Annotated in this window: 17 protein-coding genes and 1 pseudogene; 14 read left to right on the forward strand and 4 right to left on the reverse strand. The window is 63.6% G+C overall.

Annotated features, from left to right (window positions below; genetic code table 11):
- The first annotated feature begins 12 nt into the window (after positions 1-12).
- The 6 genes and pseudogenes from AB3X96_RS18970 to AB3X96_RS18995 all read left to right on the forward strand — a co-directional run bounded on the left by AB3X96_RS18970 (position 13) and on the right by AB3X96_RS18995 (position 7,396).
- Positions 13-963, forward strand: coding sequence for an acetaldehyde dehydrogenase (acetylating) (locus tag AB3X96_RS18970; RefSeq protein ID WP_368590889.1), 951 nt, complete (start codon positions 13-15; stop codon positions 961-963).
- A gap of 22 nt (positions 964-985) precedes the next feature.
- The gene (dmpG, locus tag AB3X96_RS18975) at positions 986-2,011 is read left to right on the forward strand and encodes a 4-hydroxy-2-oxovalerate aldolase (protein ID WP_368590890.1); all 1,026 of its coding nucleotides are present in this window, start codon (positions 986-988) and stop codon (positions 2,009-2,011) included.
- 101 nt (positions 2,012-2,112) lie between these two features.
- Complete coding sequence (gene mhpT, locus AB3X96_RS18980; RefSeq protein ID WP_368590891.1) at positions 2,113-3,375, forward strand: 3-(3-hydroxy-phenyl)propionate transporter MhpT; 1,263 nt, start codon at positions 2,113-2,115, stop codon at positions 3,373-3,375.
- Positions 3,376-3,456: 81 nt separating this feature from the next.
- Positions 3,457-4,341, forward strand: coding sequence for an alpha/beta fold hydrolase (locus tag AB3X96_RS18985; RefSeq protein ID WP_368590892.1), 885 nt, complete (start codon positions 3,457-3,459; stop codon positions 4,339-4,341).
- Between the two features lie 82 nt (positions 4,342-4,423).
- A pseudogene (locus tag AB3X96_RS18990) lies at positions 4,424-4,576 on the forward strand (type II toxin-antitoxin system ChpB family toxin); the annotation flags it as partial.
- Positions 4,577-5,167: 591 nt separating this feature from the next.
- Positions 5,168-7,396 carry an NADP-dependent isocitrate dehydrogenase gene (locus AB3X96_RS18995; protein ID WP_176366273.1) on the forward strand — a complete coding sequence of 743 codons (2,229 nt, stop codon included), beginning with the start codon at positions 5,168-5,170 and terminating at the stop codon, positions 7,394-7,396.
- A 188-nt stretch (positions 7,397-7,584) separates the two neighbouring features.
- Here the strand turns inward: AB3X96_RS18995 and AB3X96_RS19000 are convergent, their stop codons facing one another.
- Both AB3X96_RS19000 and AB3X96_RS19005 read right to left on the reverse strand, forming a co-directional pair.
- A complete protein-coding gene (locus AB3X96_RS19000) occupies positions 7,585-7,812 on the reverse strand; it encodes a hypothetical protein (protein ID WP_013092475.1) in 228 nt (75 codons plus the stop codon).
- Between the two features lie 359 nt (positions 7,813-8,171).
- Positions 8,172-9,068, reverse strand: a complete 897-nt coding sequence (locus AB3X96_RS19005) for a LysR family transcriptional regulator (RefSeq protein WP_368590893.1) — start codon at positions 9,066-9,068, stop codon at positions 8,172-8,174.
- 98 nt (positions 9,069-9,166) lie between these two features.
- On the opposite strand from AB3X96_RS19005, the gene AB3X96_RS19010 reads away from it, so the two are divergent.
- The 3 genes from AB3X96_RS19010 to AB3X96_RS19020 are packed head-to-tail and all read left to right on the forward strand — an operon-like array spanning position 9,167 to position 12,162.
- Positions 9,167-10,471 (forward strand): CitMHS family transporter, encoded by a 1,305-nt coding sequence (locus AB3X96_RS19010; RefSeq protein ID WP_368590894.1) that lies wholly within the window; start codon positions 9,167-9,169, stop codon positions 10,469-10,471.
- A 25-nt stretch (positions 10,472-10,496) separates the two neighbouring features.
- Positions 10,497-11,870 carry an acyclic terpene utilization AtuA family protein gene (locus AB3X96_RS19015; protein WP_368590895.1) on the forward strand — a complete coding sequence of 458 codons (1,374 nt, stop codon included), beginning with the start codon at positions 10,497-10,499 and terminating at the stop codon, positions 11,868-11,870.
- Positions 11,857-12,162 (forward strand): hypothetical protein, encoded by a 306-nt coding sequence (locus tag AB3X96_RS19020; protein WP_176106766.1) that lies wholly within the window; start codon positions 11,857-11,859, stop codon positions 12,160-12,162. Before AB3X96_RS19015 ends, AB3X96_RS19020 begins: the two co-directional genes overlap by 14 nt.
- 57 nt (positions 12,163-12,219) lie before the next feature.
- On the opposite strand, the gene AB3X96_RS19025 is transcribed toward AB3X96_RS19020, so the two are convergent.
- A complete protein-coding gene (locus AB3X96_RS19025) occupies positions 12,220-12,930 on the reverse strand; it encodes a FadR/GntR family transcriptional regulator (protein ID WP_368590896.1) in 711 nt (236 codons plus the stop codon).
- A 414-nt stretch (positions 12,931-13,344) separates the two neighbouring features.
- On the opposite strand from AB3X96_RS19025, the gene AB3X96_RS19030 reads away from it, so the two are divergent.
- The 4 genes from AB3X96_RS19030 (at position 13,345) to AB3X96_RS19045 (ending at position 19,867) form a co-directional block, all read left to right on the forward strand.
- Positions 13,345-14,676, forward strand: a complete 1,332-nt coding sequence (locus AB3X96_RS19030; RefSeq protein ID WP_176126371.1) for an MFS transporter — start codon at positions 13,345-13,347, stop codon at positions 14,674-14,676.
- 130 nt (positions 14,677-14,806) lie between these two features.
- The gene (gene gudD / locus AB3X96_RS19035; RefSeq protein ID WP_176106763.1) at positions 14,807-16,156 is read left to right on the forward strand and encodes a glucarate dehydratase; all 1,350 of its coding nucleotides are present in this window, start codon (positions 14,807-14,809) and stop codon (positions 16,154-16,156) included.
- A 535-nt stretch (positions 16,157-16,691) separates the two neighbouring features.
- Positions 16,692-18,965 (forward strand): beta-glucosidase, encoded by a 2,274-nt coding sequence (locus tag AB3X96_RS19040; protein ID WP_368590897.1) that lies wholly within the window; start codon positions 16,692-16,694, stop codon positions 18,963-18,965.
- 104 nt (positions 18,966-19,069) lie between these two features.
- On the forward strand, positions 19,070-19,867 hold the full coding sequence (locus tag AB3X96_RS19045) for a peptidylprolyl isomerase (RefSeq protein WP_368591064.1): 798 nt from the start codon (positions 19,070-19,072) through the stop codon (positions 19,865-19,867).
- Positions 19,868-20,009: 142 nt separating this feature from the next.
- On the opposite strand, the gene AB3X96_RS19050 is transcribed toward AB3X96_RS19045, so the two are convergent.
- Positions 20,010-21,518, reverse strand: a complete 1,509-nt coding sequence (locus AB3X96_RS19050; protein ID WP_368591065.1) for an MFS transporter — start codon at positions 21,516-21,518, stop codon at positions 20,010-20,012.
- A 305-nt stretch (positions 21,519-21,823) separates the two neighbouring features.
- Between AB3X96_RS19050 and AB3X96_RS19055 the strand changes: the two genes are divergently transcribed.
- On the forward strand, positions 21,824-23,002 hold the full coding sequence (locus tag AB3X96_RS19055; protein ID WP_368590898.1) for a porin: 1,179 nt from the start codon (positions 21,824-21,826) through the stop codon (positions 23,000-23,002).
- The last annotated feature ends 349 nt before the right edge of the window (positions 23,003-23,351 follow it).

Raw genomic sequence — 23,351 nt, forward strand, 5'->3', positions numbered from 1 at the left:
TTGGGAACTCATATGGCAAGCGAAAAACTCAAGGCCGCGATCATCGGCTCGGGCAACATCGGCACGGATCTGATGATCAAGATCATGCGCAACAGCCGGCATCTGGAGATGGCGGCGATGGTCGGCATCGATCCGAACTCCGACGGTCTCGCGCGCGCCGCGCGGCTTGGTGTCGCGACCACGCATGAAGGCGTCGAAGGTCTGACGCGTCTGCCCGTGTTCGATGACATCGACTTCGTGTTCGACGCGACCTCGGCCGGCGCACACGTGAAGAACGATGCGCTGTTGCGAAAGCTGAAGCCTTCGATTCGCGTGATCGATCTGACGCCGGCCGCGATCGGGCCGTACTGCGTGCCGGTCGTCAATCTCGACGCGCATATCGGCGCGCCCAACGTGAACATGGTGACCTGCGGCGGACAAGCGACCATTCCGATGGTCGCGGCCGTGTCGCGCGTGGCGAAGGTGCATTACGCGGAGATCGTCGCGTCGATCAGCAGCAAGTCGGCCGGTCCCGGCACGCGCGCGAATATCGATGAATTCACCGAGACCACGTCGAAGGCGATCGAAGCGGTCGGCGGCGCGGCGAAAGGCAAGGCGATCATCGTGCTCAATCCGGCCGAGCCGCCGGTGATGATGCGCGATACGGTGTACACGCTGTCCGATCTCGCGGATCAGGCGAAGATCGAGGCCTCGATCGAGCAGATGGCCGCCGCGGTTCAGGCCTACGTGCCCGGCTATCGCCTGAAGCAGAAGGTGCAGTTCGACGAAATTCCCGCGAGCGCGCCACTCAACATTCCGGGCCTCGGCCGCTTCAGCGGCCTGAAGACGTCGGTCTTCATCGAGGTCGAAGGCGCCGCGCATTACCTCCCCGCCTACGCGGGCAATCTCGACATCATGACTTCGGCCGCGCTCGCGACCGCCGAGCGTATGGCGCAGGCGCTCGTGCAGGCATCAGAGGCATAAGAGGCTTAAGGAGACTTCCCGCATGGACAAGAAACTGTATATCTCCGACGTGACACTGCGCGACGGCAGCCACGCCATTCGTCACCAGTACTCGATCCAGAACGTGCAGGACATCGCACGCGCATTGGACCGCGCGAAAGTGGACAGCATCGAAGTCGCGCACGGCGATGGCCTGCAAGGTTCGAGCTTCAACTACGGCTTCGGCGCGCATAGCGACCTCGAATGGATCGAAGCGGTCGCGGACGTCGTCGAGCACGCGCAGATCGCGACGCTGCTGCTGCCTGGCATCGGCACGATTCACGACCTGAAGGCTGCGTACAACGCGGGCGCACGCGTGGTGCGCGTGGCGACGCACTGCACGGAAGCGGACATCTCGAAGCAGCACATCGAATACGCGCGCGAACTCGGCATGGACACCGTCGGCTTCCTGATGATGAGCCACATGACCACGCCGGAGAACCTCGCCATCGAAGCGAAGAAGATGGAGAGCTACGGCGCGACCTGTATCTACGTTGTCGATTCGGGCGGCGCGCTGACGATGAACGACGTGCGCGACCGCTTCCGCGCGGTGAAGGCCGTGCTGAAACCCGAAACGCAGACCGGCATGCACGCGCACCACAACCTGTCGCTCGGCGTGGCGAATTCGATCGTCGCGGTCGAAGAAGGCTGCGACCGCATCGATGCATCGCTCGCGGGCATGGGCGCGGGCGCGGGCAACGCGCCGCTCGAAGTGTTCATCGCGGCGGCGGAGCGCATGGGCTGGAATCACGGCACCGACCTCTACACGCTGATGGACGCCGCCGACGACATCGTGCGTCCGCTGCAGGACCGGCCGGTGCGCGTGGACCGCGAAACGCTCGCGCTCGGCTACGCGGGCGTGTATTCGAGCTTCCTGCGCCATTCGGAAGTGGCCGCGAAGAAGTACGGTCTGAAGACCGTCGACATTCTGGTCGAGCTCGGCAAGCGCCGCATGGTCGGCGGCCAGGAAGACATGATCGTCGATGTCGCACTGGATCTGAAGCGCGCATCCGACGCAGCGGCCTCATGACCCAGACGCTGCGCGGCGGCGCCGCATGCCGCGCGCGCAGCGTTCATTTCATCCAGCAAGGTCGCCGCAAGAGCGACGCTGATTCAACATTGGAGACATTCATGCGGCAGTCAACACAAGCAACGCAAACAGCGCAGTCGACGAAACCTCTTGCCAGCGGCGCACTGACGATCGGGCTCTGCCTGATCGTCGCGCTGCTCGAAGGCGTCGACCTGCAATCGACCGGCCTCGCTGCGCCGCGCATGGCGCGCGAATTTCATCTCGCGGTCGCGCAGCTGGGCTGGGCGTTCAGCATCGGCGCATTCGGGCTGCTGCCCGGTGCCGCTATCGGCGGACGTCTCGCCGACCGGCTCGGGCGCAAGCGCGTGCTGATGTGGTCGGTCGCGCTGTTCGGCCTCTTCTCGCTCGCGACCGCGCAGGTATGGGATCTGAACAGCCTGCTTGCCGCGCGCTTTCTGACCGGCCTCGGTCTTGGTGCGGCGATGCCGAATCTGATCGCGCTGTGCTCGGAAGCGGCGCCGCCGCATCAGCGCAACACCGCGGTCGGCGCGATGTATTGCGGCATGCCGTTCGGCGCGGCGCTCGCGGCGGTGGTCGGCATCGTCAGCCCGGGCGATGAGGGCTGGCGGCATATCTTCTACGTCGGCGGGTTCGGGCCGTTGCTGGTGCTGCCGCTGCTTGCGCTGTTCATGCGCGAGTCGGCGCAGTTCGTCGCGGCGCGTGCAACCACGGGCCCGCGGCACGATGCATCCGCCAGCGTGACGCGCGCGCTGTGGCAGGAAGGGCGCGCGGGCACGACGATCGCGTTGTGGATCAGCTACCTCGGCACGCTGATCGTGCTGTATTTCCTGATCAACTGGCTGCCGTCGCTCGTGTTGACGCGCGGTCTGACGCGCGTGCAGTCGGGTGTCGTGCAGATGATGTTCAACATCGGCGGCGGCATCGGCGCGATCGTGATCGCCGGCATGATGGATCGGATGGGCCGGCGCCGCACGGTCGCGGGCATGTATGTCGGCATCGTCGTTGCGCTTGGCGCGTTGCTGAGCGCGCATGGCGGCGCGTCGATGGCGTGGGGCGGTCTGCTCGCCGGGCTGTTCCTGGTCGGCGGCCAGTCGGTGCTCTACGCGCTGGCGAGCAGCCTGTACCCGACCGAAGTGCGTGGCACCGGCGTCGGCGCGGCCGTGGCGGTGGGCCGTCTCGGCTCGATCCTCGGACCGTTGATCGCGGGGCAACTGCTCGCAATCGGTCAGGGCGCGAGCGTGCTGCTCGGCGCGAGCATTCCGCTGATCGCGGTTGCCGCGATCGGCGCGTGGCTCGTCGTGAATCGCTCGACACTTCGATACACCGCGGTGGCCGCGCAGTAGTTTTGCGGCCTGAAATATGGAGCGGGTTCGCCGTCGGCGGCGGCCCGCAGTCACTCAACTCGTGAAACACAGGAATTCGACATGAGCAATACCAACACGCAAGCAGTGGCGATCAGTGAAGAAGCGACCAGCAAATTCGTCCGGATCACTGAAGATGGCCGCGAGGTGCAGCTGCACTACAACGACGTGGGGCAGGGCGCGGAAACGGTCGTGATGCTGCACGGCTCGGGACCGGGTGCGACCGGCTGGGCCAACTTCAATCGCAACGTCGAGCCGCTCGTCGCGGCGGGCTATCGCGTGATCCTGATGGACTGCCTCGGGTGGGGCAGGAGCGACCCGATCGTCTGCAAGGGTTCGCGCTCGGAGCTCAACGCGCGCTGCCTGAAGGCGTTGCTGGATGCGCTCGATATCGAACGCGCGCATATCATCGGCAACTCGATGGGTGGGCATAGCGCGGTCGCGTTCGCGCTCGCTGAACCGCAGCGCGTCGGCAAGCTCGTGCTGATGGGCGGCGGCACCGGCGGCCCGAGCCAGTTCGTGCCGATGCCGACCGAAGGCATCAAGCTGCTGCAGGGGCTGTACCGCAACCCGACCATCGAGAACCTGCAGCGCATGATGAGCGTCTTCGTGTTCGACACGAAGGCGTTGACCGAGGACCTGATGCAGGCGCGTCTCGCGAATATGCTGGCACGGCGCGACCACCTCGAGAACTTCGTCGCGAGCCTCGCCGCGAATCCGAAACAGTTCAACGACTATGGGCCGCGCCTCGGCGAAGTGGCCGCGCCGACGCTCGTGATCTGGGGTCGCGACGATCGCTTCGTGCCGATGGACGTCGGGCTGCGGCTCGTCGCCGGGATGCCGAATGCCGATCTGCATGTGTTCGGCCGCTGCGGGCATTGGGCGCAGTGGGAGCATGCGGACAAGTTCAACCGGATGGTGGTTGAGTTCCTGGGACGCGAGGGGTAAGGCGGGTTGTTATTGCGAGCGACTGGCGCGCCGTTGCGGCGGCGGGCTGGTTGCTTCTTTTTGCCCATTTCCCGGCGATACCCTCTCGGGTTCAGGAACAGAAACTCCGGGGGTCGCGCTGATGAACATGGTGCGCAATCTGGGCCTGGAGGCACGCGCCGCACGCAAAGTCGAGCGCGCTCCGGCCGAGGTGGTCGAGGATGCGCTTGCCCGCCTTCAAACGATTCTGGAATGACGGGAAAGACGATACGACTTAAACCCGCGCGCGGCGAGTGACGCAATCACTCCGCTGCCAGCATCCGACTCGTACTGTTTCGCGTGCGAGCATCCCCGTCCGCGCCTCCCCCACTTCCCCCGTCTAACCGTCGACTTCCGCACCACCGGATGCGGATCTGCCCACTCTGCTGTGGACGCTCGTGCGCCGTCCGTCGACGAAGCCGGCAGGGGACGTCGTGGCGCGCGTAGCGCAGGCCTGATTGGCTGGCGGCGACTGAAGCGCGCGGGACTTGCGGCTCCTCTCAATGCGATCCATTCGCATTTAGCCAAAAATAATATATCGCAGGTCATCTATAAGATATCTGTCTTAAGACCCGGGTAATCGGCCGCAAACCCTTGCCAGGCGGGGCTCGACCCTTTTCGGCAGGGTCTCGCGACCTGTTTGTTTACCCACATTTAGTGGAAAACGCGCATATACTCTCGGTCGTATCGCAAAACGAAGGTCGCGGGGTTGCGTCGTGCCGAACTGACGCCGTCGCCGTCGCGCCGCGATTTGCGCTGGCCTCGACTGCCAACGCTCTGTCTATCACTTCCTAGCAAAGCATTAATCATGTCCACACCGCCGAAGATCATCTACACCCTGACCGACGAAGCGCCCGCACTGGCGACGTACTCGCTGCTGCCGATCGTCAAGGCGTTCACGCGCTCGTCCGACGTGCTCGTCGAAACGCGTGACATCTCGCTCGCCGGCCGGATCATTGCCGCATTTCCCGACTACCTGAGCGCGGAACAGAAGGCTTCCGACGATCTGGCGGAGCTCGGTGGACTCACCACGCGCCCGGAAGCGAACATCATCAAGCTGCCGAACATCAGCGCGTCGGTGCCGCAGCTGAAGGCCGCGATCGCCGAGCTGCGCGACCAGGGCTACAAGCTGCCGTCGTACCCGGACGTCGCGACGACCGACGCGGAGAAGGACGTCAAGGCCCGTTACGACAAGATCAAGGGCAGCGCGGTGAACCCGGTGCTGCGCGAAGGCAACTCGGACCGCCGCGCGCCGCTGTCGGTCAAGAACTATGCGCGCAAGCATCCGCACAAGATGGGCGCGTGGAGCGCGGACTCGAAGTCGCATGTCTCGCACATGAGCGGTGGCGATTTCTACGGCAGCGAGAAGTCGGCGCTGATCGCGCAAGCCGGTAGCGTGAAGATCGAGCTGGCCGCCGCGGACGGCACGACCACGGTCCTGAAGGCGAAGACGCCGGTGCTGGCAGGCGAAATCATCGACGCGTCGGTGCTGAGCAAGAACGCGCTGCGCAGCTTCATCGAAGCGCAGATCGCCGACGCGAAGGCGAACGGCGTGCTGTTCTCGGTGCACCTGAAGGCCACGATGATGAAGGTCTCGGACCCGATCATCTTCGGTCACGTGGTGTCGGTGTTCTACAAGGACGTGCTCGCAAAGCACGCGGAAGCGCTCGCCAAGGTCGGCTTCAACCCGAACAACGGTATCGGCGACCTGTACGCGCGTCTGAAGGATCTGCCGGCTGAAACGGCAGCGGCGATCGAAGCCGACATCAAGGCGCAGTACGAACAGCGTCCGCCGCTCGCAATGGTCAACTCGGATAAGGGCATCACGAGCCTGCACGTGCCGAGCGACGTGATTGTCGACGCCTCGATGCCGGCGATGATCCGCGAGTCGGGCAAGATGTGGGGCGCCGACGGCGCGCTGCACGACGCGAAGGCGGTGATTCCGGACCGTTGCTACGCCGGTGTGTACCAGGCTGTGATCGAAGACTGCAAGAAGCACGGCGCGTTCGATCCGGTCACGATGGGCACGGTGCCGAACGTCGGCCTGATGGCGCAAGCCGCGGAAGAATACGGTTCACACGACAAGACGTTCCAGATCCCGGCGAACGGCGTGGTCCGCGTGACCGACGAAGCCGGCGCGGTGCTGCTGGAGCAGCCGGTCGAGGAAGGCGACATCTTCCGTATGTGCCAGACCAAGGACGCGCCGATCCGCGACTGGGTCAAGCTCGCGGTGAACCGCGCCCGCGCGACCAACACGCCGGCCGTGTTCTGGCTCGACCCGGTGCGCGCGCACGATGCGCAGATCATCAAGAAGGTCGAACAGTACCTGAAGGATCACGACACGAACGGTCTCGACATCCGCGTGATGACCCCGGTCGACGCGACGAAGTTCTCGGTCGAGCGCATCCGCGCGGGCAAGGACACGATCTCGGTCACCGGCAACGTGCTGCGCGACTACCTGACCGACCTGTTCCCTATCATGGAACTGGGCACCAGCGCGAAGATGCTGTCGATCGTTCCGCTGATGGCCGGTGGCGGCATGTTCGAAACCGGCGCGGGCGGTTCGGCGCCGAAGCACGTGCAGCAGCTGGTCGAAGAAGGGTTCCTGCGCTGGGATTCGCTCGGTGAATTCCTGGCGCTGGCCGCATCGCTCGAACATCTGAGCACCGCGTATCACAATCCGAAGGCGCAGGTTCTCGCGAAGACGCTCGATCAGGCGACCGGCAAGTTCCTCGACAACGACAAGTCGCCGGCGCGCAAGGTCGGCGGCATCGACAATCGCGGCAGCCACTTCTACCTCGCGATGTACTGGGCCGAAGCACTGGCCGCGCAAACCGACGACGCGGCGCTGCAAGCGCAGTTCGCGGGCGTCGCGAAGGCGATGGCCGACAACGAGGCGAAGATCGTCGCGGAACTCGGCGCGGCGCAGGGCAAGCCGGTGGATATCGGCGGCTACTACCGTCCGAACGTCGAGCTGACCAGCAAGGCGATGCGCCCGAGCGCGACGCTGAACGCGATCGTCGATTCGGTGGCTTGACGCCGTACGGACTGCTGATGCGGTAAGCGTCGCGGCCGCAGCTACGCGGGCCCGGAAAGCCACGCGGTAAGCGCGCAGCGCAACCGCGGACAAAGCCGCAAGCAGGACCGCAAATACGACAATGGCGCCTTCGGGCGCCATTGTCGTTTCTGCTTTCACTGCTACGTCGCCGTCGGTCATATCCGTCCTTATACGTGAACGATTTCCCAATCGGCGAGCTTCTCCGGAATTTCGAGTGTCGACGTGTCGAGCTCGGATAGATGCTCGCAGCTCAGGCCGCGCGCGAGGTCGTCGGCGGCCTGTTGCGGGCTCGAGAATTCTCCGAGCGTTTCGTTGCCGTAGGTGGCTTCCCAGCCGTCCTGACCCGGCAGAATGTAGAACGCTCCCTGCGTCGAACCAAAGCGAAAGCCTTTCATTTTTTGTCTCCCAGTTACCAATAAAAAAGCCGCGATTCGTGACGGCTTCTGCGCAATCTCTGGGATTTGGGTGGCCATGTCGCGAGGCCCCTCGAATCCGACTGCGTGAAGCGCGTGCTCTTGTGAAAGAGTCTACGTCAGCGAGTCGGCTGGCAAGCGGGCGTCAAACGGATCTTTATCTTAAAAATACTGCTGCAAAAACAACGAGTTGCTCGTTTCATTTTGCGATGTGCAACACCGCCGGACATCGTGAAATGCCCGGTTTGTGCCAGGCACCATGATTTTTTACGACGCGCGCCATCGTTTCGTATCGTGAAAATTAGGGCTTCGCGCGACGTACAAAACGATGCCATGCGGCCCTACGACGCGTCGATCCGTTCGATCAGCATCGCGACGAAGGTCTCGCTCACCGGCGGCAAGGTTCGGCCACGCTTTCTGATCAGCGCGATGCGGCGCGTGAACGCGGCTTCGTCGATCGGCCGCGCGACCAGTTCGGGCTCCGCGCGTACCTCGCGTGCCGACGCCGGCAGGATCGTGATGCCGAGCCCGGCGCGCGCCATCGCGACCGCGCTCATCATGTAGGTCGGCTCGCAGGCGATGCGCGGCTCACATTGCGCGTCGGCGAACGCGCTGTCGACGACCGCACGCACGCTCGTGCCCTGCGCGGTCAGCACGAGCGGCTCATTGGCGAGATCGGCGAGCATGACGGGCCGGCGCCGCCGCGCGAGTGCGTGCTGCTTCGGCAACACGGCGACGAGCCGGTCGATGCCCTCATGCAGCACCTCGAGCCCGCTGTCGTTCAGCTCGCCGCCGGTCAGCCCGATATCGACTTCCTCGTTGCGCACCAGCGTGTTGACCATGCTCGCGACGACGTCGCGCACCTCGAAGCCGACGCGCGGCACGGCTTTTCTCAGCGCCTGCACCAGCTCGGGCAGGACGCTCGCCGCGAAGGTCGGCAGACAAGCGATGCGCACCGTGCCGCTCGCGCCTTCGCCGAGCGAGCGTGCATCGCGCAGCACGTGCTCCATGTCGTGCAGCGATTTCTGCAGCACGGGCAGCAGCTCGCGGCCGGTCGGCGTCAGCGCGACATTGCGGCTGTTGCGATCGAACAAGCGCAGGCCGACCGTTTCCTCGAGCCGGCGAATCTGCACCGTCAACGCCGGTTGCGACAGATGCAGCCGCGCGGCCGCGCGCGTGAAGCTGCCCGTTTGCGCGACCGCGATAAACGCCCGGATGTCCCGTAGATTCAGATCCATAATGATTTGTGATTGCTGCGATCAATTCATTTCAATTGTTTTATTGCTGCCGCGAACTTACGCTCGATCTCACTAAAAAACAACCTGGAGACAAGCTCATGCTGCCATTGCTGGGGCTGGCTACCATCGTCGTGCTGCTCGGCGCGATCCTGTCCAAACGCATGTCGCCGCTCGTCGCGCTGATCATCGTGCCGCTCGCGGCATCGCTGCTCGGCGGCTTCGGCCTGCAGACCAGCAAGTTCGTCGTCGATGGTCTGAAAAGCCTCGCGCCGGTCGTCTGCATGTTCGTATTCGCGATCCTGTACTTCGGCACGATCACCGACGCCGGCATGCTCGACCCGATCATCGAGCGTATCCTGCGCGCGGTCGGCACGCGGCCCACGCGCATCGTGATGGGCACCACGCTGCTCGCGCTGCTGATCCACCTCGACGGCTCCGGCGCCGTCTGCTTCCTCGTCACAATTCCCGCGATGCTGCCGCTTTACGATCGCCTGAACATGGACCGGCGCGTGCTCGCCGCGGCGGTATCGATGGCGGCCGGCATCAACTTCCTGCCGTGGACAGGGCCGATGATTCGCGCGTCTGCGTCGCTGCATCTGCCGATCTCGGCGCTATTCAATCCGCTGATTCCGGTGCAGGCGATCGGCCTCGTGTTCGTGTTCTCGATGGCGTACTGGCTCGGGCGGCGCGAGGAAAAGCGCCTCGGCCTCACTGCCGCGAGCGGTTCCGTGCCGATGCCCCAACGCGAACTGACGCCAGAACAACAGGCGCTGCGCCGCCCGCAAAACTTCTGGTTCAACATCGTGTTGACGCTCGTCGTGCTGGGCACGATGGTCGTGATGGGCGAGAAGATTCCGCCGGCCGTTATGTTCATGGTGGGCCTGTGCATCGCGTTGATGGTCAACTATCCGAACGTCGACATGCAGCGCAAACGGATCGACGCGCATGCGCGCGCCGCGCTGATGATGGCCGGCATCTTGCTCGCGGCCGGCGTGTTCACCGGCGTGATGCAGGGCAGCGGCATGCTGAAGGCGATGGCGCAGGCGGCGGTCGGCTTCGTGCCGCCGGCGATGGCGAGCCATATTCCGATCGTGCTCGGCCTGCTGTCGATGCCGCTCAGCATGCTGTTCGATCCCGATTCCTTTTATTTCGGCGTACTGCCGGTGATCGCGGAAGTGGCGGGCCAGCTCGGCGTGCCCGCAGTGCACGTCGGGCAGGCCGCGTTGCTCGGACAAATGACCACCGGTTTTCCGGTCAGCCCGCTCACGCCCGCGACGTTCCTCGTGGTCGGCCTGTGCGGTATCGAGCTGGCCGATCATCAAAGATTCACGTTTCCTCTGCTGTTCGGCGCGTCGGTCGTGATGACGATCGCGTGCGTCGCGCTCGGGATCTTTCCACTGTGAGCTTCATTGAACGGACGGGAGCACCATGACAGCCACTGAATCTGAACGCATCGTGCGCATCGGCGCTGGCGCGGGCTATTCGGGCGACCGCATCGAACCCGCGCTCGAACTCGCGGAACACGGTCACCTCGACTATCTCGTCTTCGAATGCCTCGCCGAACGCACGATCGCGATCGCGCAGCAGGCGCGCAGCAAAGACGCGGAGCTCGGCTACGACCCGCTGCTCGAAGCGCGCATGCGCGCGGTGCTGCCCGTCGCGGCGCGCAACGGCGTGCGTATCGTGTCGAACATGGGCGCGGCCAATCCTCGCGCGGCGGCGCGCAGGACCGCACAGATCGCGCGCGAGCTCGGTCTCGGCGCGCTGAGGATTGCCGCCGTCACCGGCGACGACGTGCTCGACGTCGTGCGTGCGGGCGACTTCCGTTTCGTCGAATCGGGCGACGTGGTGGCCGCGTACGAGGACCGGTTGATATCGGCGAATGCGTATCTCGGCGCGAGCGGCATCGTAGACGCGCTGGCGGCCGGCGCGCAGATCGTGCTGACCGGGCGCGTCGCCGATCCGTCGCTGTTCGTCGCGCCGCTGGTCCACGAATTCGGCTGGCGCATGGACGACTGGCCGATGCTCGGCCAGGCGACGGTAATCGGCCATCTGCTCGAATGCGCAGGGCAGATCACCGGCGGCTATTTCGCAGACCCCGGCTTCAAGGACGTGCCGAATCTCGCGCGGCTCGGCTTTCCGATCGCCGAAGTTGCGCGGGACGGTTCGGTGGTGATCACGAAGCTCGCGCAAAGTGGCGGGCTCGTGACCGAGGCGACATGCAAGGAGCAGTTGCTGTACGAGATTCACGATCCGCGTCGTTATCCGCAGCCCGACGTGGTGGCCGATTTCTCGCAGGTGCGCGTCGAGCAGGAAGCCCCGGACCGTGTGCGCGTCACCGGCGGTGGCGGCACGGAGCGCACCGCGACGCTGAAAGTGTCGGTTGCGTATTTCGACGGCTATATCGGCGAAGGGCAGATTTCGTACGGCGGACCGGGCGCGCTTGCGCGGGCACGGCTCGCTCTCGATATCGTGCGCGAACGGCTCGCGCTGACCGGTGTAGAGACGCGTGAACTGCGCTTCGATCTGATCGGCGTGAACGCACTGCACGGTGACACGGTGGCGGCTGGCCATGGCGAGCCGTACGAAGCGCGCGCGCGGGTGGCGGGGCGCACGGCATCGCTCGCGGAGGCGGTGCGCATCGGCAACGAGGTCGAGACGCTGTACACGAACGGACCGGCGGGCGGTGGCGGAGTGACGAAGGCGGCGCGCGAGGTGGTCGCCGTGCAATCGGTGCTGCTGCCGCGCGAGCATGCGACGCCGGCTTTCTCCCTGGTGGAGGCTCGAGATGAAACTACGTGAACTGGCTCATTCGCGCACCGGCGACAAGGGCAATACACTCAACATCTCGGTGATCTGCTACGACGCGCGGCATTACGAGCGGTTGCGCGATGTGTTGACGCCCGAGCGCGTCAACGCGCATCTGCGTGAGGTGGTGCGCGGTGACGTGGTGCGTCATGAGTTGCCGGGCCTTGCCGCGTTCAACTTCGTGCTCGGCGATGCGCTCGGCGGCGGCGTTACGCGTTCGCTCGCGCTCGATGCGCATGGCAAATCGCTGAGCTCGGCGTTGATGGATCTGGACGTGGGGGAATGAGCGGATGCTGCTGGCGGCGTGTCGTATTGCGGGGCGATCGATCAGCCCCGCATGCGATCACACGCCAGCCTTCGTCAAGTCATGCGCGCGGCGCAGACGCTCGCGGCTGTTGCTCAGATGCATGCGCATCGCGGCGCGCGCGTCGTCGGCGTCCTGACGCTCGATCGCGCGATAGATCGTCAAGTGCTCGCCGAGCACGCTACGCAGCACCTCGATATGGTCGAGCTCCGCGATCTCGGCCGAACCGAGCCGCGTGCGCGGGCTGACCGAGCGCCCGAGCTGGCTCAGCACGTCGAAGAAGTAGCGGTTGCCGCTCGCGCGTGCGATCTGCAGATGGAACTCGATGTCGTGTGCGAGCGTGTCGGTGCTGCCGCGCTCGAGTTCCGACTCGAAGCGATCGAGTGCGACGCGAATCTGCTTCAGGTTCTGCTCGGTACGCCGCGACGCCGCGAGCGCGGCCGCGGCCGCTTCGACGTCGATCCGGAACTCGATGATCGCCATCACGTCGAGCATGCTGGTGAGATCGGCGGCGGGAAGCTGCATCGGCTTTTCCGCGGCGGGCGTGAGCACGAACGTGCCGATGCCGTGGCGCGTCTCGACGATCCTCGCCGCCTGCAGACGCGAAATCGCCTCGCGGACCACGGAGCGGCTCACGGACAACTGCTTCATCATCGCGACTTCGGTGGGGATGCGATCGCCTGGCCTCAGCGCCCCGCGGCGAATTTCATCGGAAAGGGTGGCCACCACCTTTTCAGTTAGGCTGCTCATTTTTGTGGCTGGTTGACTGATCCAACAAAGTATCGCACAGGACTGTACTCGATTCTGCCGGGTTCGGCGGCATCGGCGCGGGCTATTTTTTCCGTGCGGACGCGCGATGGAGCGAAGATCAGGCGGACATTGGCGCAAACGCATGGGGTGCTGCTAGCGAGCCGCCAACTAAAGACATCGGACGTCTTATCTAGTGAGGCCTAGAAGTGGGCTATAGCCTTTGAAACTGTGAATCCGCTGTTATTTCAAAGGCTTTGGTCGAGGCACGCAGGGTAAACACCCAACTAGATTTGAGAAAAGTAACGCTGTAGACTGTCGTCAGACAACGTATCAGGCCTACCGGCGGGTCTCGCACTCACCTGTTGCGTCGCGCTGCGTTCCACCAGGCCACATGGCCGACAGGGGAGACAAATCTTGACATCAGTTCTGACTGCCGCGCTCGACCCGCTGGAATCAGCGGTCGCGAAGGTGAAGCGCAACGTGCTGCCGCTTTTCCTGATCATGTTCATCGCGAACTATATCGACCGCGTGAACATCGGCTTCGTCAACGCGCACATGAAGACCGATCTCGGCATCGGCGCGGCAGCCTACGGTCTCGGCAGCGGGTTGTTCTTCATCGGCTACGCGCTGTTCGAAGTGCCGTCGAACGTGCTGATGCAGAAGTTCGGCGCGCGCGCGTGGCTCACGCGCATCATGGGCACGTGGGGGCTGGTGGCGGGCGCGATGGCGTTCGTGTGGAACGATACGTCGTTTTACGTGCTGCGGTTCCTGCTCGGCGTCGCCGAGGCGGGCTTCTTTCCCGGCGTCGTCTTTTACTTCACGCAGTGGCTGCCGCAAAAAGAACGCGGCAAGGCGATGGCGATCTTTCTGTCCGGCTCGGCGCTCGCGTCGGTGCTGTCCGGCCCGATCACCGGCTCGCTGCTGTCGATTCGCGGCCTCGGCCTGCAAGGCTGGCAGTGGATGTTCCTGATCGAAGGCGGGTTCTCGATCGTGCTGTGCATCGTCAGCTGGTTGCTGCTGAAGTCGCACATCCGCGACGCGCACTGGCTCACCGGCGAAGAACAACGCGTGCTCGAACACTCGATCGCGGCCGAACAGGCCGAGCGCGAGGCGCAGGGCGGCGCGCATCTGCCGACGATGAAGCTGCTGAAGGACCCGCAGATCGCGCTGTTCTGCTTCCTGTACTTCGCGATCCAGCTGACGATCTACGCGGCCACTTTCTGGCTGCCCACGATCATCCGCAAGATGGGCGGCCTGTCCGATTTCGAGGTCGGCATGTTCAACGCGATTCCGTGGCTGATCGCAATGGTCGCGATGTATGGTTTCGCGGTCGTATCGGCGAAATGGCGTCATCAGCAGGGCTGGCTCGCGGTCGCGCTCGTCATCGCGGCGATCGGCCTGTTCGCGTCGACATCGGGCAACCCGGTGTTCTCGTTCGTCGCGATCTGCTTCTCGGCGATCGGCTTCAAGGCGGCGTCGTCGCTGTTCTGGCCGATTCCGCAGGGCTACCTCGATGCGCGCGTCGCCGCCGGCGTGCTCGCGCTGATTAACTCGCTCGGCAACCTCGGCGGCTTCTTCGCGCCCGCTACCTTCGGCTATCTGCAGCAGCACACGGGGTCGATCACGGGCGGCTTGTACGGCCTCGGCGTCGCGTCGCTGCTCGCGGCTGCGGCCGGCTTCCTGACGCGCAACAAGCCCGGCAATCGCGAGCCGGCGCCCGAGTCGTTGCGCGGCAACGCGCATTGACTACACTGACGGCTCGTATGCGGCCGTCAGTTCTTCTGTATTCGAGTTTTCATCCGGTCCGGTCGAACGCGCACGCAGCGCGCGGCGGCTTCCGCCGGCCGGCTTACTTCATCACACAGGTGCTTTTCCCATGTCCACCAAACCTACCGAATCGAACGCCACGCCGGTCGTCACCGAGCTGCGCGTCGTGCCCGTCGCTGGCCGCGACAGCATGCTGATGAATCTGAGCGGCGCGCATGGTCCGTTCTTCACGCGCAACGTCGTGATCCTGCGCGACAGCGCGGGCCATACCGGTGTCGGCGAAGTGCCGGGCGGCGAGAACATCCGCAAGACGATCGACGACGCGCGGCCGTTCGTGGTCGGTCAGTCGATCGGCAATCTGCAGGCGATCCTGAACAAGGTGCGCACGCAGTTCGCCGATCGCGACGCAGGCGGTCGCGGTCTGCAGACCTTCGATTTGCGCACGACGATTCACGCGGTTACCGCACTCGAAGCGGCGCTGCTCGACCTGCTCGGCCAGCATCTCGGCGTACCGGTCGCGGCACTGCTCGGCGAAGGCCAGCAGCGCGACGAGGTGGAAATGCTCGGCTACCTGTTCTATATCGGCGATCGCAACAAGACCGATCTGCCGTATGCGAACAACGCCGGCGCGCGTGACGACTGGGAGCGCGTGCGCACCGAACAAGCGCTGACGCCGGAAACGGTCGTGCGTCTCGCCGAAGCCGCGAAGGCGCGCTACGGCTTCAACGACTTCAAGCTGAAGGGCGGCGTGCTGCCGGGTGACGCCGAGATCGAGGCTGTCACGGCGCTGGCCGAGCGCTTCCCCGAAGCGCGCGTGACGCTCGACCCGAACGGCGCGTGGTCGCTCGCCGAAGCGGTGCGCCTGTGCCGTGACAAGCACGACGTGCTCGCCTACGCGGAAGATCCGTGCGGCGCGGAGAATGGCTATTCGGGCCGCGAAGTGATGGCCGAGTTCCGCCGCGCGACCGGCCTGCCGACGGCGACCAACATGATCGCGACCGACTGGCGTCAGATGGGTCACGCCATCCAGCTGCAATCGGTGGACATTCCGCTCGCCGATCCGCATTTCTGGACCATGCAGGGCTCGGTGCGCGTCGCGCAGATGTGCAACGACTGGGGCCTCACGTGGGGTTCGCATTCGAACAACCACTTCGACATTTCGCTCGCGATGTTCACGCACGTCGCGGCCGCGGCGCCGGGCAAGATCACCGCGATCGATACGCACTGGATCTGGCAGGACGGTCAGTTCCTGACGCGCGATCCGCTGCAGATCGTCGGCGGCAAGGTCAAGGTGCCGCAGAAGCCGGGCCTCGGCATCGAGCTCGATATGGACGAACTCGACAAGGCGCACGCGCTGTATCAGCAGCACGGCCTCGGCGCGCGCGACGACGGCGTTGCCATGCAATATCTGATTCCGAACTGGAAGTTCGATAACAAGCGTCCGTGTCTCGTGCGTTAAAGAGGATTTAACTCAATCGAAAGCCTGGCGGGCTGCACGAAAGGTGTGCTCCGCCAGGCTTTTTTGTTTTCAGGCCGTCGACATCCTCGCTCGCGGCTCGCGACTCATCAGACGTCAGTGCATAGCTGTTAAGTGATTGTTTTTATTGATACAACGTAAACCCTAGTCGTCTGATGACGATTAAATCATTACGATGGCTTCACTGGAAAGCGGATCGTGTCCATGTTGAGGTGGTCGGGAACGGGAGGTTTCCAGCCAGGCCTACATGTCTTTTCAGATTCGGGCCTTGGAGCAGCAGCAAGCGGAAAACTGGCAATAAATCGAATCGCAGTCCTTCACATTAAAACGACCGATGCGCGTCTCGCATTTGTGCATATAACAATTGAGGAAAGACATGTCTGTGAAATTCACTCAGAGGAGAACAGCCGCTGCCGCAAGTTTCGTATTCATTCTGGCGGCGTGCGGTGGCAGTGATAGTCCGAACACAACGGCGGCTTCAACGCCAGCCCCGACGCAAACGTCCGCCATGCCATGGATGAATACGTCACTGTCTCCCGAGGCACGCGCGGCACTGCTTGTCCCCGCCATGGCGCTTGCCGATAAGGAAGAGCAATTGGCCGGTTCGAATCCCGGCATCCTGCCTGAATTGCCGCAGTGCTACGGTGCGCGGCACATTCTCGGCCTGACGAAGTACGCTATTCCGACGTTGCGCATCACCAATGGGCCCGTGGGTATCGGCCAGAACGACTGCGTTTCCCCGTCCGTATCGGGCTTTGCCGCCTATACGGATTCCAGCTCCGCCAAGGCGACCGCTCTGCCTTCAGCCATCGCGATGGCGGCTTCGTTCGATCCTTCCGTAGCAACCCAGTTTGGCAACGTGGTGGGCGTCGAAGGAGGCAATCTGGCTCTGCACGTGTTCGAAGCGCCGGGTATGAACCTGGCAAGGTTGCCGGTGGGCGGACGCAACTTCGAGTACATGGGCGAGGACCCCTATCTCACCGGCACGATGGGTGTCGCCGAAATCCAGGCCGTGCAAGCGCACGGCATGATCGCGATGGCGAAGCACCTCGTGGCGAATGAGCAGGAGACGAATCGCATGACGATTCAGGAGAGCATCGACGACCAGACGTTGCACGAACTCTATATGCTGCCGTTCGAAATGGCGGTGAAGGCAGGCAACGTCGGCGCCGTCATGTGTTCGTACAACTCGGTGAACGGTTTTTCGATGTGCGAGCAGAAGCACATCCTGTCCGATGTGCTTCGCGGACAATGGGGCTTCAAGGGCTACGTGCAGTCGGACTTCTTTGCGGCGCACAGTACCGCGCCGACCCTTCTGGCAGGCATGGACAACGAAATGCCGCTGCCGCAGAACTGGTCGCCGGCAAATCTGAATGCGGCTTTGGCTTCGGGACAGATTCAGACCTCGGATATCGACAATGCGCTGCTGCGCCGATACACGCAGATGTTCCGCGCGGGCATCTTCGATCGGCCCATTGCTCAGACCGCTATCAACGCGACGGCTGACGGTACGGTCGCGAAGCAGATTGGCGAACAGTCGGCCGTGCTGCTGCAAAACAACGGGACTTTGCCGCTGAAAAAGACGGTTCGAAATGTCCTTGTGGTTGGCAAGACGACACAGGTCTATGCGCAGCAAGCTGTTGCCGGCGGCAGCTCGGTCGGCCACCCGATGGGTTCGGGCGGCGGCAGCTCCGACGTCGTCGCCTTGTACACCGTGACGCCGGTGCAGGGCATCAAGGACACGCTAGCGAACCTCGGCAATACCGGTGCTCAGGTTCATCTGGCGCTCGTCGACGACAACAATTCGACTGGCACGATCGACGGCGCGGCCGCAACCATCTCCGATGTCACGTCAGCGGCGACCGGCGCCGACGCTGTGATCTTCATGGCCGGCTCCATGTCGGAGGAAGGTGCCGACCAGGCGACCTTTACCGACTCGACGGGCCTGACGCTCGACACAGGCAAGTATCTGAATACGCTCGACTGGTATTCGCCGAAGTCGAGCTCGATCACCACCTCGAGTACCGCCAGGAACAGCAACACGCTCGCGTTGCTGCAGACCATCGTCGCGGCGAACAGCAACACCGTGCTCGTTCTGAAGGACAGTGCCGCCGAAGCGCTCGATCCGTCGATCCTCACCGGCGGCACGTCCGCCGCGAGCGCGATTCTCGAGACGTGGTTCCCCGGCCAGGAAGACGGGCACATCGTGGCGGATCTGCTGTGGGGCGTCGCGAATCCGTCCGGCAAGCTACCTGTGACGTTCCCGCAGGTCGGCCAGGGCTTCATGGACTCGATTACGGCTTACCAATACCCGGGCGTGTCGATCAACGGAAGCGCGACGGTCACCTACTCCGAAGCGCTGAATGTCGGCTACCGCTGGTACGACGCAATGGGCAAGACTCCGGCATTCCCATTCGGTTACGGTCTTTCGTACACGAGCTTCACGATTACCAATCCGACCGTCAGTACCGGAGCAAACGGCACGTACACGGTTAGCGCGGTCGTGAAGAACACGGGTTCCGTCGCGGGCGCCGAAGTTCCGCAGGTGTACGTTGCGCTGCCGACGTCGGCGGGAGAGCCGCCCAAGCGTCTGGTGGGATTCCAGAAGGTGAGTCTGAATCCAGGCGGAACGCAGACCGTGTCGATCACGATCGATCCCGCCGCGCCGAATCATCCGCTCAGCACCTGGAGTAAAGATGCGCAGCAGTGGACGACCCCGACTGGTTCCTACTCGGTGTATATCGGGAACTCGTCGCGCAGCCTGACTCTTGCGGGAACTATTACTAAATAAAGTCGAGTAAAGCGCCGGGTCTGGTCAGGTTCGATGCCTGGTCCGACCCGGCGTTACACACACCAACGAAAATGGTCCGCTTAATGAAAGTACTATCACGACGGATGTTGGCACTTGTGCTCGGTGCAACGCTCTCATTGGCGACGGGTGCGACAGAAAAGCCCTTCGTCACGGTCAATGGCAAACCGGTTTCTCGGGCGGACGCCGATTTGTACATCGGACAGGCGCATGCGCAAGGATTTTCCGATTCCCCACAATTGACGGACCATGTCCGGGACGAACTGATCCGGCGCGAAGTTCTGTTCCAGCAGGCGCAGAAAACTGGCTTCGACCGCAACCCGGAAGTCGCGGCGCGTGCCGAGGCCGCGCGGCAAAAGATTCTCGCGCAGGCGCAGGCGACGTGGGAGATCGAGATCGTCAGAGCGTACATGCAGGACTTTCTGAAAAAGAACCCTGTCAGTGACGATCAATTGAAGGCGATGTACAACGACATGAAAGCAAAAGGCGGAAGCACGCAATATAAAGTCCGCCATATCCTCGTCAAGGATGACGGCCAGGCAAAAGACATCATCGCGAAGCTGAACAAGGGTGCGTCATTCGGCGACCTCGCAAAGGAATCGATCGATGCCGACACTCGATACAACGGCGGAGATCTGGGCTGGACAACTTCCAGCAAAATGGTCAAACCGTTTGCTGACGCGGTTTCGCATTTGCACAAGGGCGAATACACGCGCACGCCGGTCAAGACCGGATACGGTTTTCATGTGATCGAAGTCGATGACACTCGCCCCTTGCAGGTTCCGTCGTTCGAAGACATGAAGCCGATGCTGTACCAGCAGGCGCAAGCGGAACTCGTCGACAGGATGGTGAAGAATCTTAGAGCGAAAGCCACCATTCAGTAAGCGGCCAAATCACGTTCGTCATCCTTGGGATGCGATTGAGAGCCTGATGTGACGGCGTCGGGTCTCTTCGTCCAGCCCGTTTGCTCCCCGGCCTTTCATCCGGATCGGGGAGCTTTTTTATTTGCCGCTCTTATTCGCGCACTCAGCCCTTGCGAAACACCACGTGCGAGATCCGTTGCACCAGCAGCGCGGCCGCGAGCGATGCCACCGCCGTCAGCCACACGCCCATATGAATCGACTGCACGAGGGCATCGCGCGCGCTATCGATCAGCGCGAGCGTATCGAGTCCCGACGACTTCATGTCCGCGATCAGTCGCGTGCGGGATGCATCGTCGATCAGGATGCGCAGATCGACGAAACGCGGCCGCCATTGCGATGAGGCCGGCTCGCCGAGCACGCTCATCGTGCGCGTGACGACGTCGCGGTAGTGATGCTGCACGACCGTCGCGACGATGCTGGTGCCGAGCATGCCGCCGACCATGCGGGTCGATTGCAGCAGTGCGGTGGTGATGCCGAAGCGCTCACGTCCGGCGATCTCCTGGCCGAACACGTTCAGATTGTTCAGGATGAAGCCGAGGCCGATGCCGACCGCGCCCATCGGCAGCACGATGCGCAAGCGCGGCGTGTCCGGATTCGCGAACGCGAGCGCGATCGACGCGAACATCAGCAGCCCGAAACCGATCGTCAGAATGCGCGTGGGCTTCTTCATGTGAATCACGATGCGCGTGTTCAGCAGACTGCCGAGCGCGATGCACGCGGCGATCGGCGTCGCGAGCAAGCCGGCCTGCTGCGGCGACAGACCGAAGCCGCCTTGCAGCAGCAAAGGTGCGAAGAAGATCAGCGAGAACATCACGAAGCCGGACAGCATGCCGAGCGTGAATAGCGTGACGAGCTGCGCGTCCTTGAACAGATCGAGCGGAATGATCGGATGCGTGGCGCGCTTTTCGCACTTGAAGAGCGCGACAGCACCGATGATCACGCACGCGCCGAGCACGAGATTGCCCAGCGTGAGGCCACTCTTCGGCACTGCTTCGATGAACGCCTGCAAGCCGCCGAGCACGCACGCGACGAGTGCCGCGCCGAGCCAGTCGATCTTGACTTCGCCGTCCTGCGGCCGTCGGAAGTTCGGCAGATGCATCCAGACGAAATAGAGCGCGGCCGCGCCGACCGGCAGATTGACGAGAAACGTGGAGCGCCAGCCGAGGTGCTCGCTCATCCAACCGCCGAGCGACGGACCCGTGGCCGTGCCGATGCCGTAGGTCGCGGCCAGCACGACCTGCCAGCGCACGCGGGTGCGCGGGTCGGGGAACAGATCGGGAATCGATGCGAACGCAGTGCCGACCATCATGCCGCCGCCGACGCCTTGCAGGCCGCGCGCGATCGCGAGAAACAGCATGCTGTTGGCGAGGCCGCACAACACCGACGCGACCGTGAACGTGATCACCGCGGCGATCACGAAGCGCTTGCGGCCGAAGTAGTCGCCGAGCCGCCCGAACACCGGCACCGTGACGACCGACGCGAGCAGGTACGCGCTCGCGATCCACGCGAAATATTCGAAGCCGTGCAGCTCGGCGACGATCGACGGCAGCGCGGTGCTGACGACGGTCTGGTCCAGCGCGACCAGCATATTGACAAGGCCGATGCCGAGCATCGCGTAAAGCGCGTGGCGAAACGGCAGGGCGGGGGCGGCGGGAACTGCGGCGGAACTGGCGGCGGGGGCGGTGGAATTCACGGATCGGGCAGTAGGCGGTTCGGGGTGGACGCAGCGCGGCGGACGGTCAGGCACCCGGCGATTGTACGCAAGTTGTCTGACGTCTTGAGGATTATACGGGTTTTCCCCTAGTCGAAACCATTCGTCGCGCGAAAAAACGCGCTGCGACCGACACTGCCCGCGCACACATCCATCGTTCGGGTGCGCGCCAGCGTACTGGACGGCCCGCATGGTCTCGTCCAAACGTGGTAAGTTCGCTCGCGGAATATCCGATCGATGTATTTGAGGAGGACCTCATCCTGCGTCACGTCATGGCTTGCCTGCTGAACACGGTCCGCGAAGCCTTGACGATCAGCGTCGGCGTGACGGCGGCCTGGTTAGGTGGCGCGCTGCTGCTCTACGCGCACGGCGCGGGCGCCGTCACCGACATCGATACTGGCACCGGCGCCGCTTCCGCTTCGGAAACCAACGCCGGCTTCGTCTCGCTGTATGGCGTGATCGACACGAGCGTCGAAATCACCGACCCCGGGTCGGGCTGGGTCGCGCGTATGGACTCGGGCGCATATCGCGGTTCGCGCGTCGGGCTGCATGGCGCGGAGCCGCTCGGCGGCGGCAACGCGATCGTGTTCACGCTCGAAAACGGCTTCAGCTCGACCGACGGCAGCCTGCAGGTGCCCGGCTCGATCTTCAATCGCCAGGCATGGATCGGCGCGAGCGGCGGCTGGGGCGAACTTCGCTTCGGCCGCCAGTATTCGCCAATCTATATTCCGTTCAAGGGCGATCTCGACGCGTTCGGCGCCGGCACGATCGCTTCGGGGCTCAACAACCTGTCGAAGATCACCCCATACGCGAACAATGCGGTTGCGTATCTGTCGCCGCGCATCGCCGGCTTTAGCGCGACGCTGATGATGGCGATGCGCGATCCGTCCGAGAAGGACGGCAACGGTATCGACGGCTATTACGTGACCGCGTCATATCGGTTCGACCAGTTGCATCTGCTGTACGCGCGCCAGCAGACCCACGGTGCCGGTGCACTGCGCGCGAATCTCGGCGGCGCGAACTACGCCTTCGGCAAGCTGCGCGTGTGGCTGTCCTTTTTCAATGGCGATGGCGGCGCGCCGGTCTATCACGGCGCGGGCGGCTCCCTATCGGCGCAGTACAGCTTTTCGAACAACGCGCGTGCGTCGCTCGGCTATGCGCACGTGCGCGACTACACGACGCCTGGTGGCAGCGCCGACCAGTTCAGCGCGGCATTCGAATACAGCATGTCGCCGACGCTGCTGTTGTACTTCAGCGCCGCGTATCTCGCGAATCACGACGACTCGAGCTTCACGCTGCGCGGCGTCAACGTGACCGGGCTGCCGGTCGCCTATCCGGGTGCGCCGGTGGCGGGTGTTCAATTCGGTGTGATCGAGCGGTTCTAGCGCGGATCGCAATACGTGATTAATTGGTATGTGTCGAATGCACTTTTGATGCGACTGCCAATTGACGAGGGTGTCGCGCGAGTCGGAATTGCAAAAGCGGCGCGAATAAAAAAAAGCCGACACAGTGTGTCGGCCTAAAGATTCTGGCATCCGAGGATGATGGCCAGAACCTGAGAGACATGAACCTGCACAGCAGCGCCAGTGCGGTATTTCGGGGCGCAGCGATGCGCATCGACCTGCGTCGTGCTTTAACGTTAGCTTTCAGCACGAGACGATTGAGAGCGCGTTCCGCCGATCGCTCTTCCTTCGAATGTCGATCCAGAAAGCATGGCGTGGAGTATAGCGTCGT

The sequence above is a fragment of the Paraburkholderia sp. BR13439 genome, from assembly GCF_040948805.1.
Lineage (GTDB): Bacteria > Pseudomonadota > Gammaproteobacteria > Burkholderiales > Burkholderiaceae > Paraburkholderia > Paraburkholderia youngii.

Bases quoted from the DNA above. Each gene is read 5' to 3' on its own strand.
- AB3X96_RS18970 (WP_368590889.1), top strand. From the start codon at position 13: ATGGCAAGCGAAAAACTCAAGGCCGCGATCATCGGCTCGGGCAACATC.
- dmpG (WP_368590890.1), top strand. From the start codon at position 986: ATGGACAAGAAACTGTATATCTCCGACGTGACACTGCGCGACGGCAGC.
- mhpT (WP_368590891.1), top strand. From the start codon at position 2,113: ATGCGGCAGTCAACACAAGCAACGCAAACAGCGCAGTCGACGAAACCT.
- AB3X96_RS18985 (WP_368590892.1), top strand. From the start codon at position 3,457: ATGAGCAATACCAACACGCAAGCAGTGGCGATCAGTGAAGAAGCGACC.
- AB3X96_RS18995 (WP_176366273.1), top strand. From the start codon at position 5,168: ATGTCCACACCGCCGAAGATCATCTACACCCTGACCGACGAAGCGCCC.
- AB3X96_RS19000 (WP_013092475.1), bottom strand. From the start codon at position 7,812: ATGAAAGGCTTTCGCTTTGGTTCGACGCAGGGAGCGTTCTACATTCTG.
- AB3X96_RS19005 (WP_368590893.1), bottom strand. From the start codon at position 9,068: ATGGATCTGAATCTACGGGACATCCGGGCGTTTATCGCGGTCGCGCAA.
- AB3X96_RS19010 (WP_368590894.1), top strand. From the start codon at position 9,167: ATGCTGCCATTGCTGGGGCTGGCTACCATCGTCGTGCTGCTCGGCGCG.
- AB3X96_RS19015 (WP_368590895.1), top strand. From the start codon at position 10,497: ATGACAGCCACTGAATCTGAACGCATCGTGCGCATCGGCGCTGGCGCG.
- AB3X96_RS19020 (WP_176106766.1), top strand. From the start codon at position 11,857: ATGAAACTACGTGAACTGGCTCATTCGCGCACCGGCGACAAGGGCAAT.
- AB3X96_RS19025 (WP_368590896.1), bottom strand. From the start codon at position 12,930: ATGAGCAGCCTAACTGAAAAGGTGGTGGCCACCCTTTCCGATGAAATT.
- gudD (WP_176106763.1), top strand. From the start codon at position 14,807: ATGTCCACCAAACCTACCGAATCGAACGCCACGCCGGTCGTCACCGAG.
- AB3X96_RS19040 (WP_368590897.1), top strand. From the start codon at position 16,692: ATGAATACGTCACTGTCTCCCGAGGCACGCGCGGCACTGCTTGTCCCC.
- AB3X96_RS19045 (WP_368591064.1), top strand. From the start codon at position 19,070: ATGTTGGCACTTGTGCTCGGTGCAACGCTCTCATTGGCGACGGGTGCG.
- AB3X96_RS19050 (WP_368591065.1), bottom strand. From the start codon at position 21,518: ATGCTCGGCATCGGCCTTGTCAATATGCTGGTCGCGCTGGACCAGACC.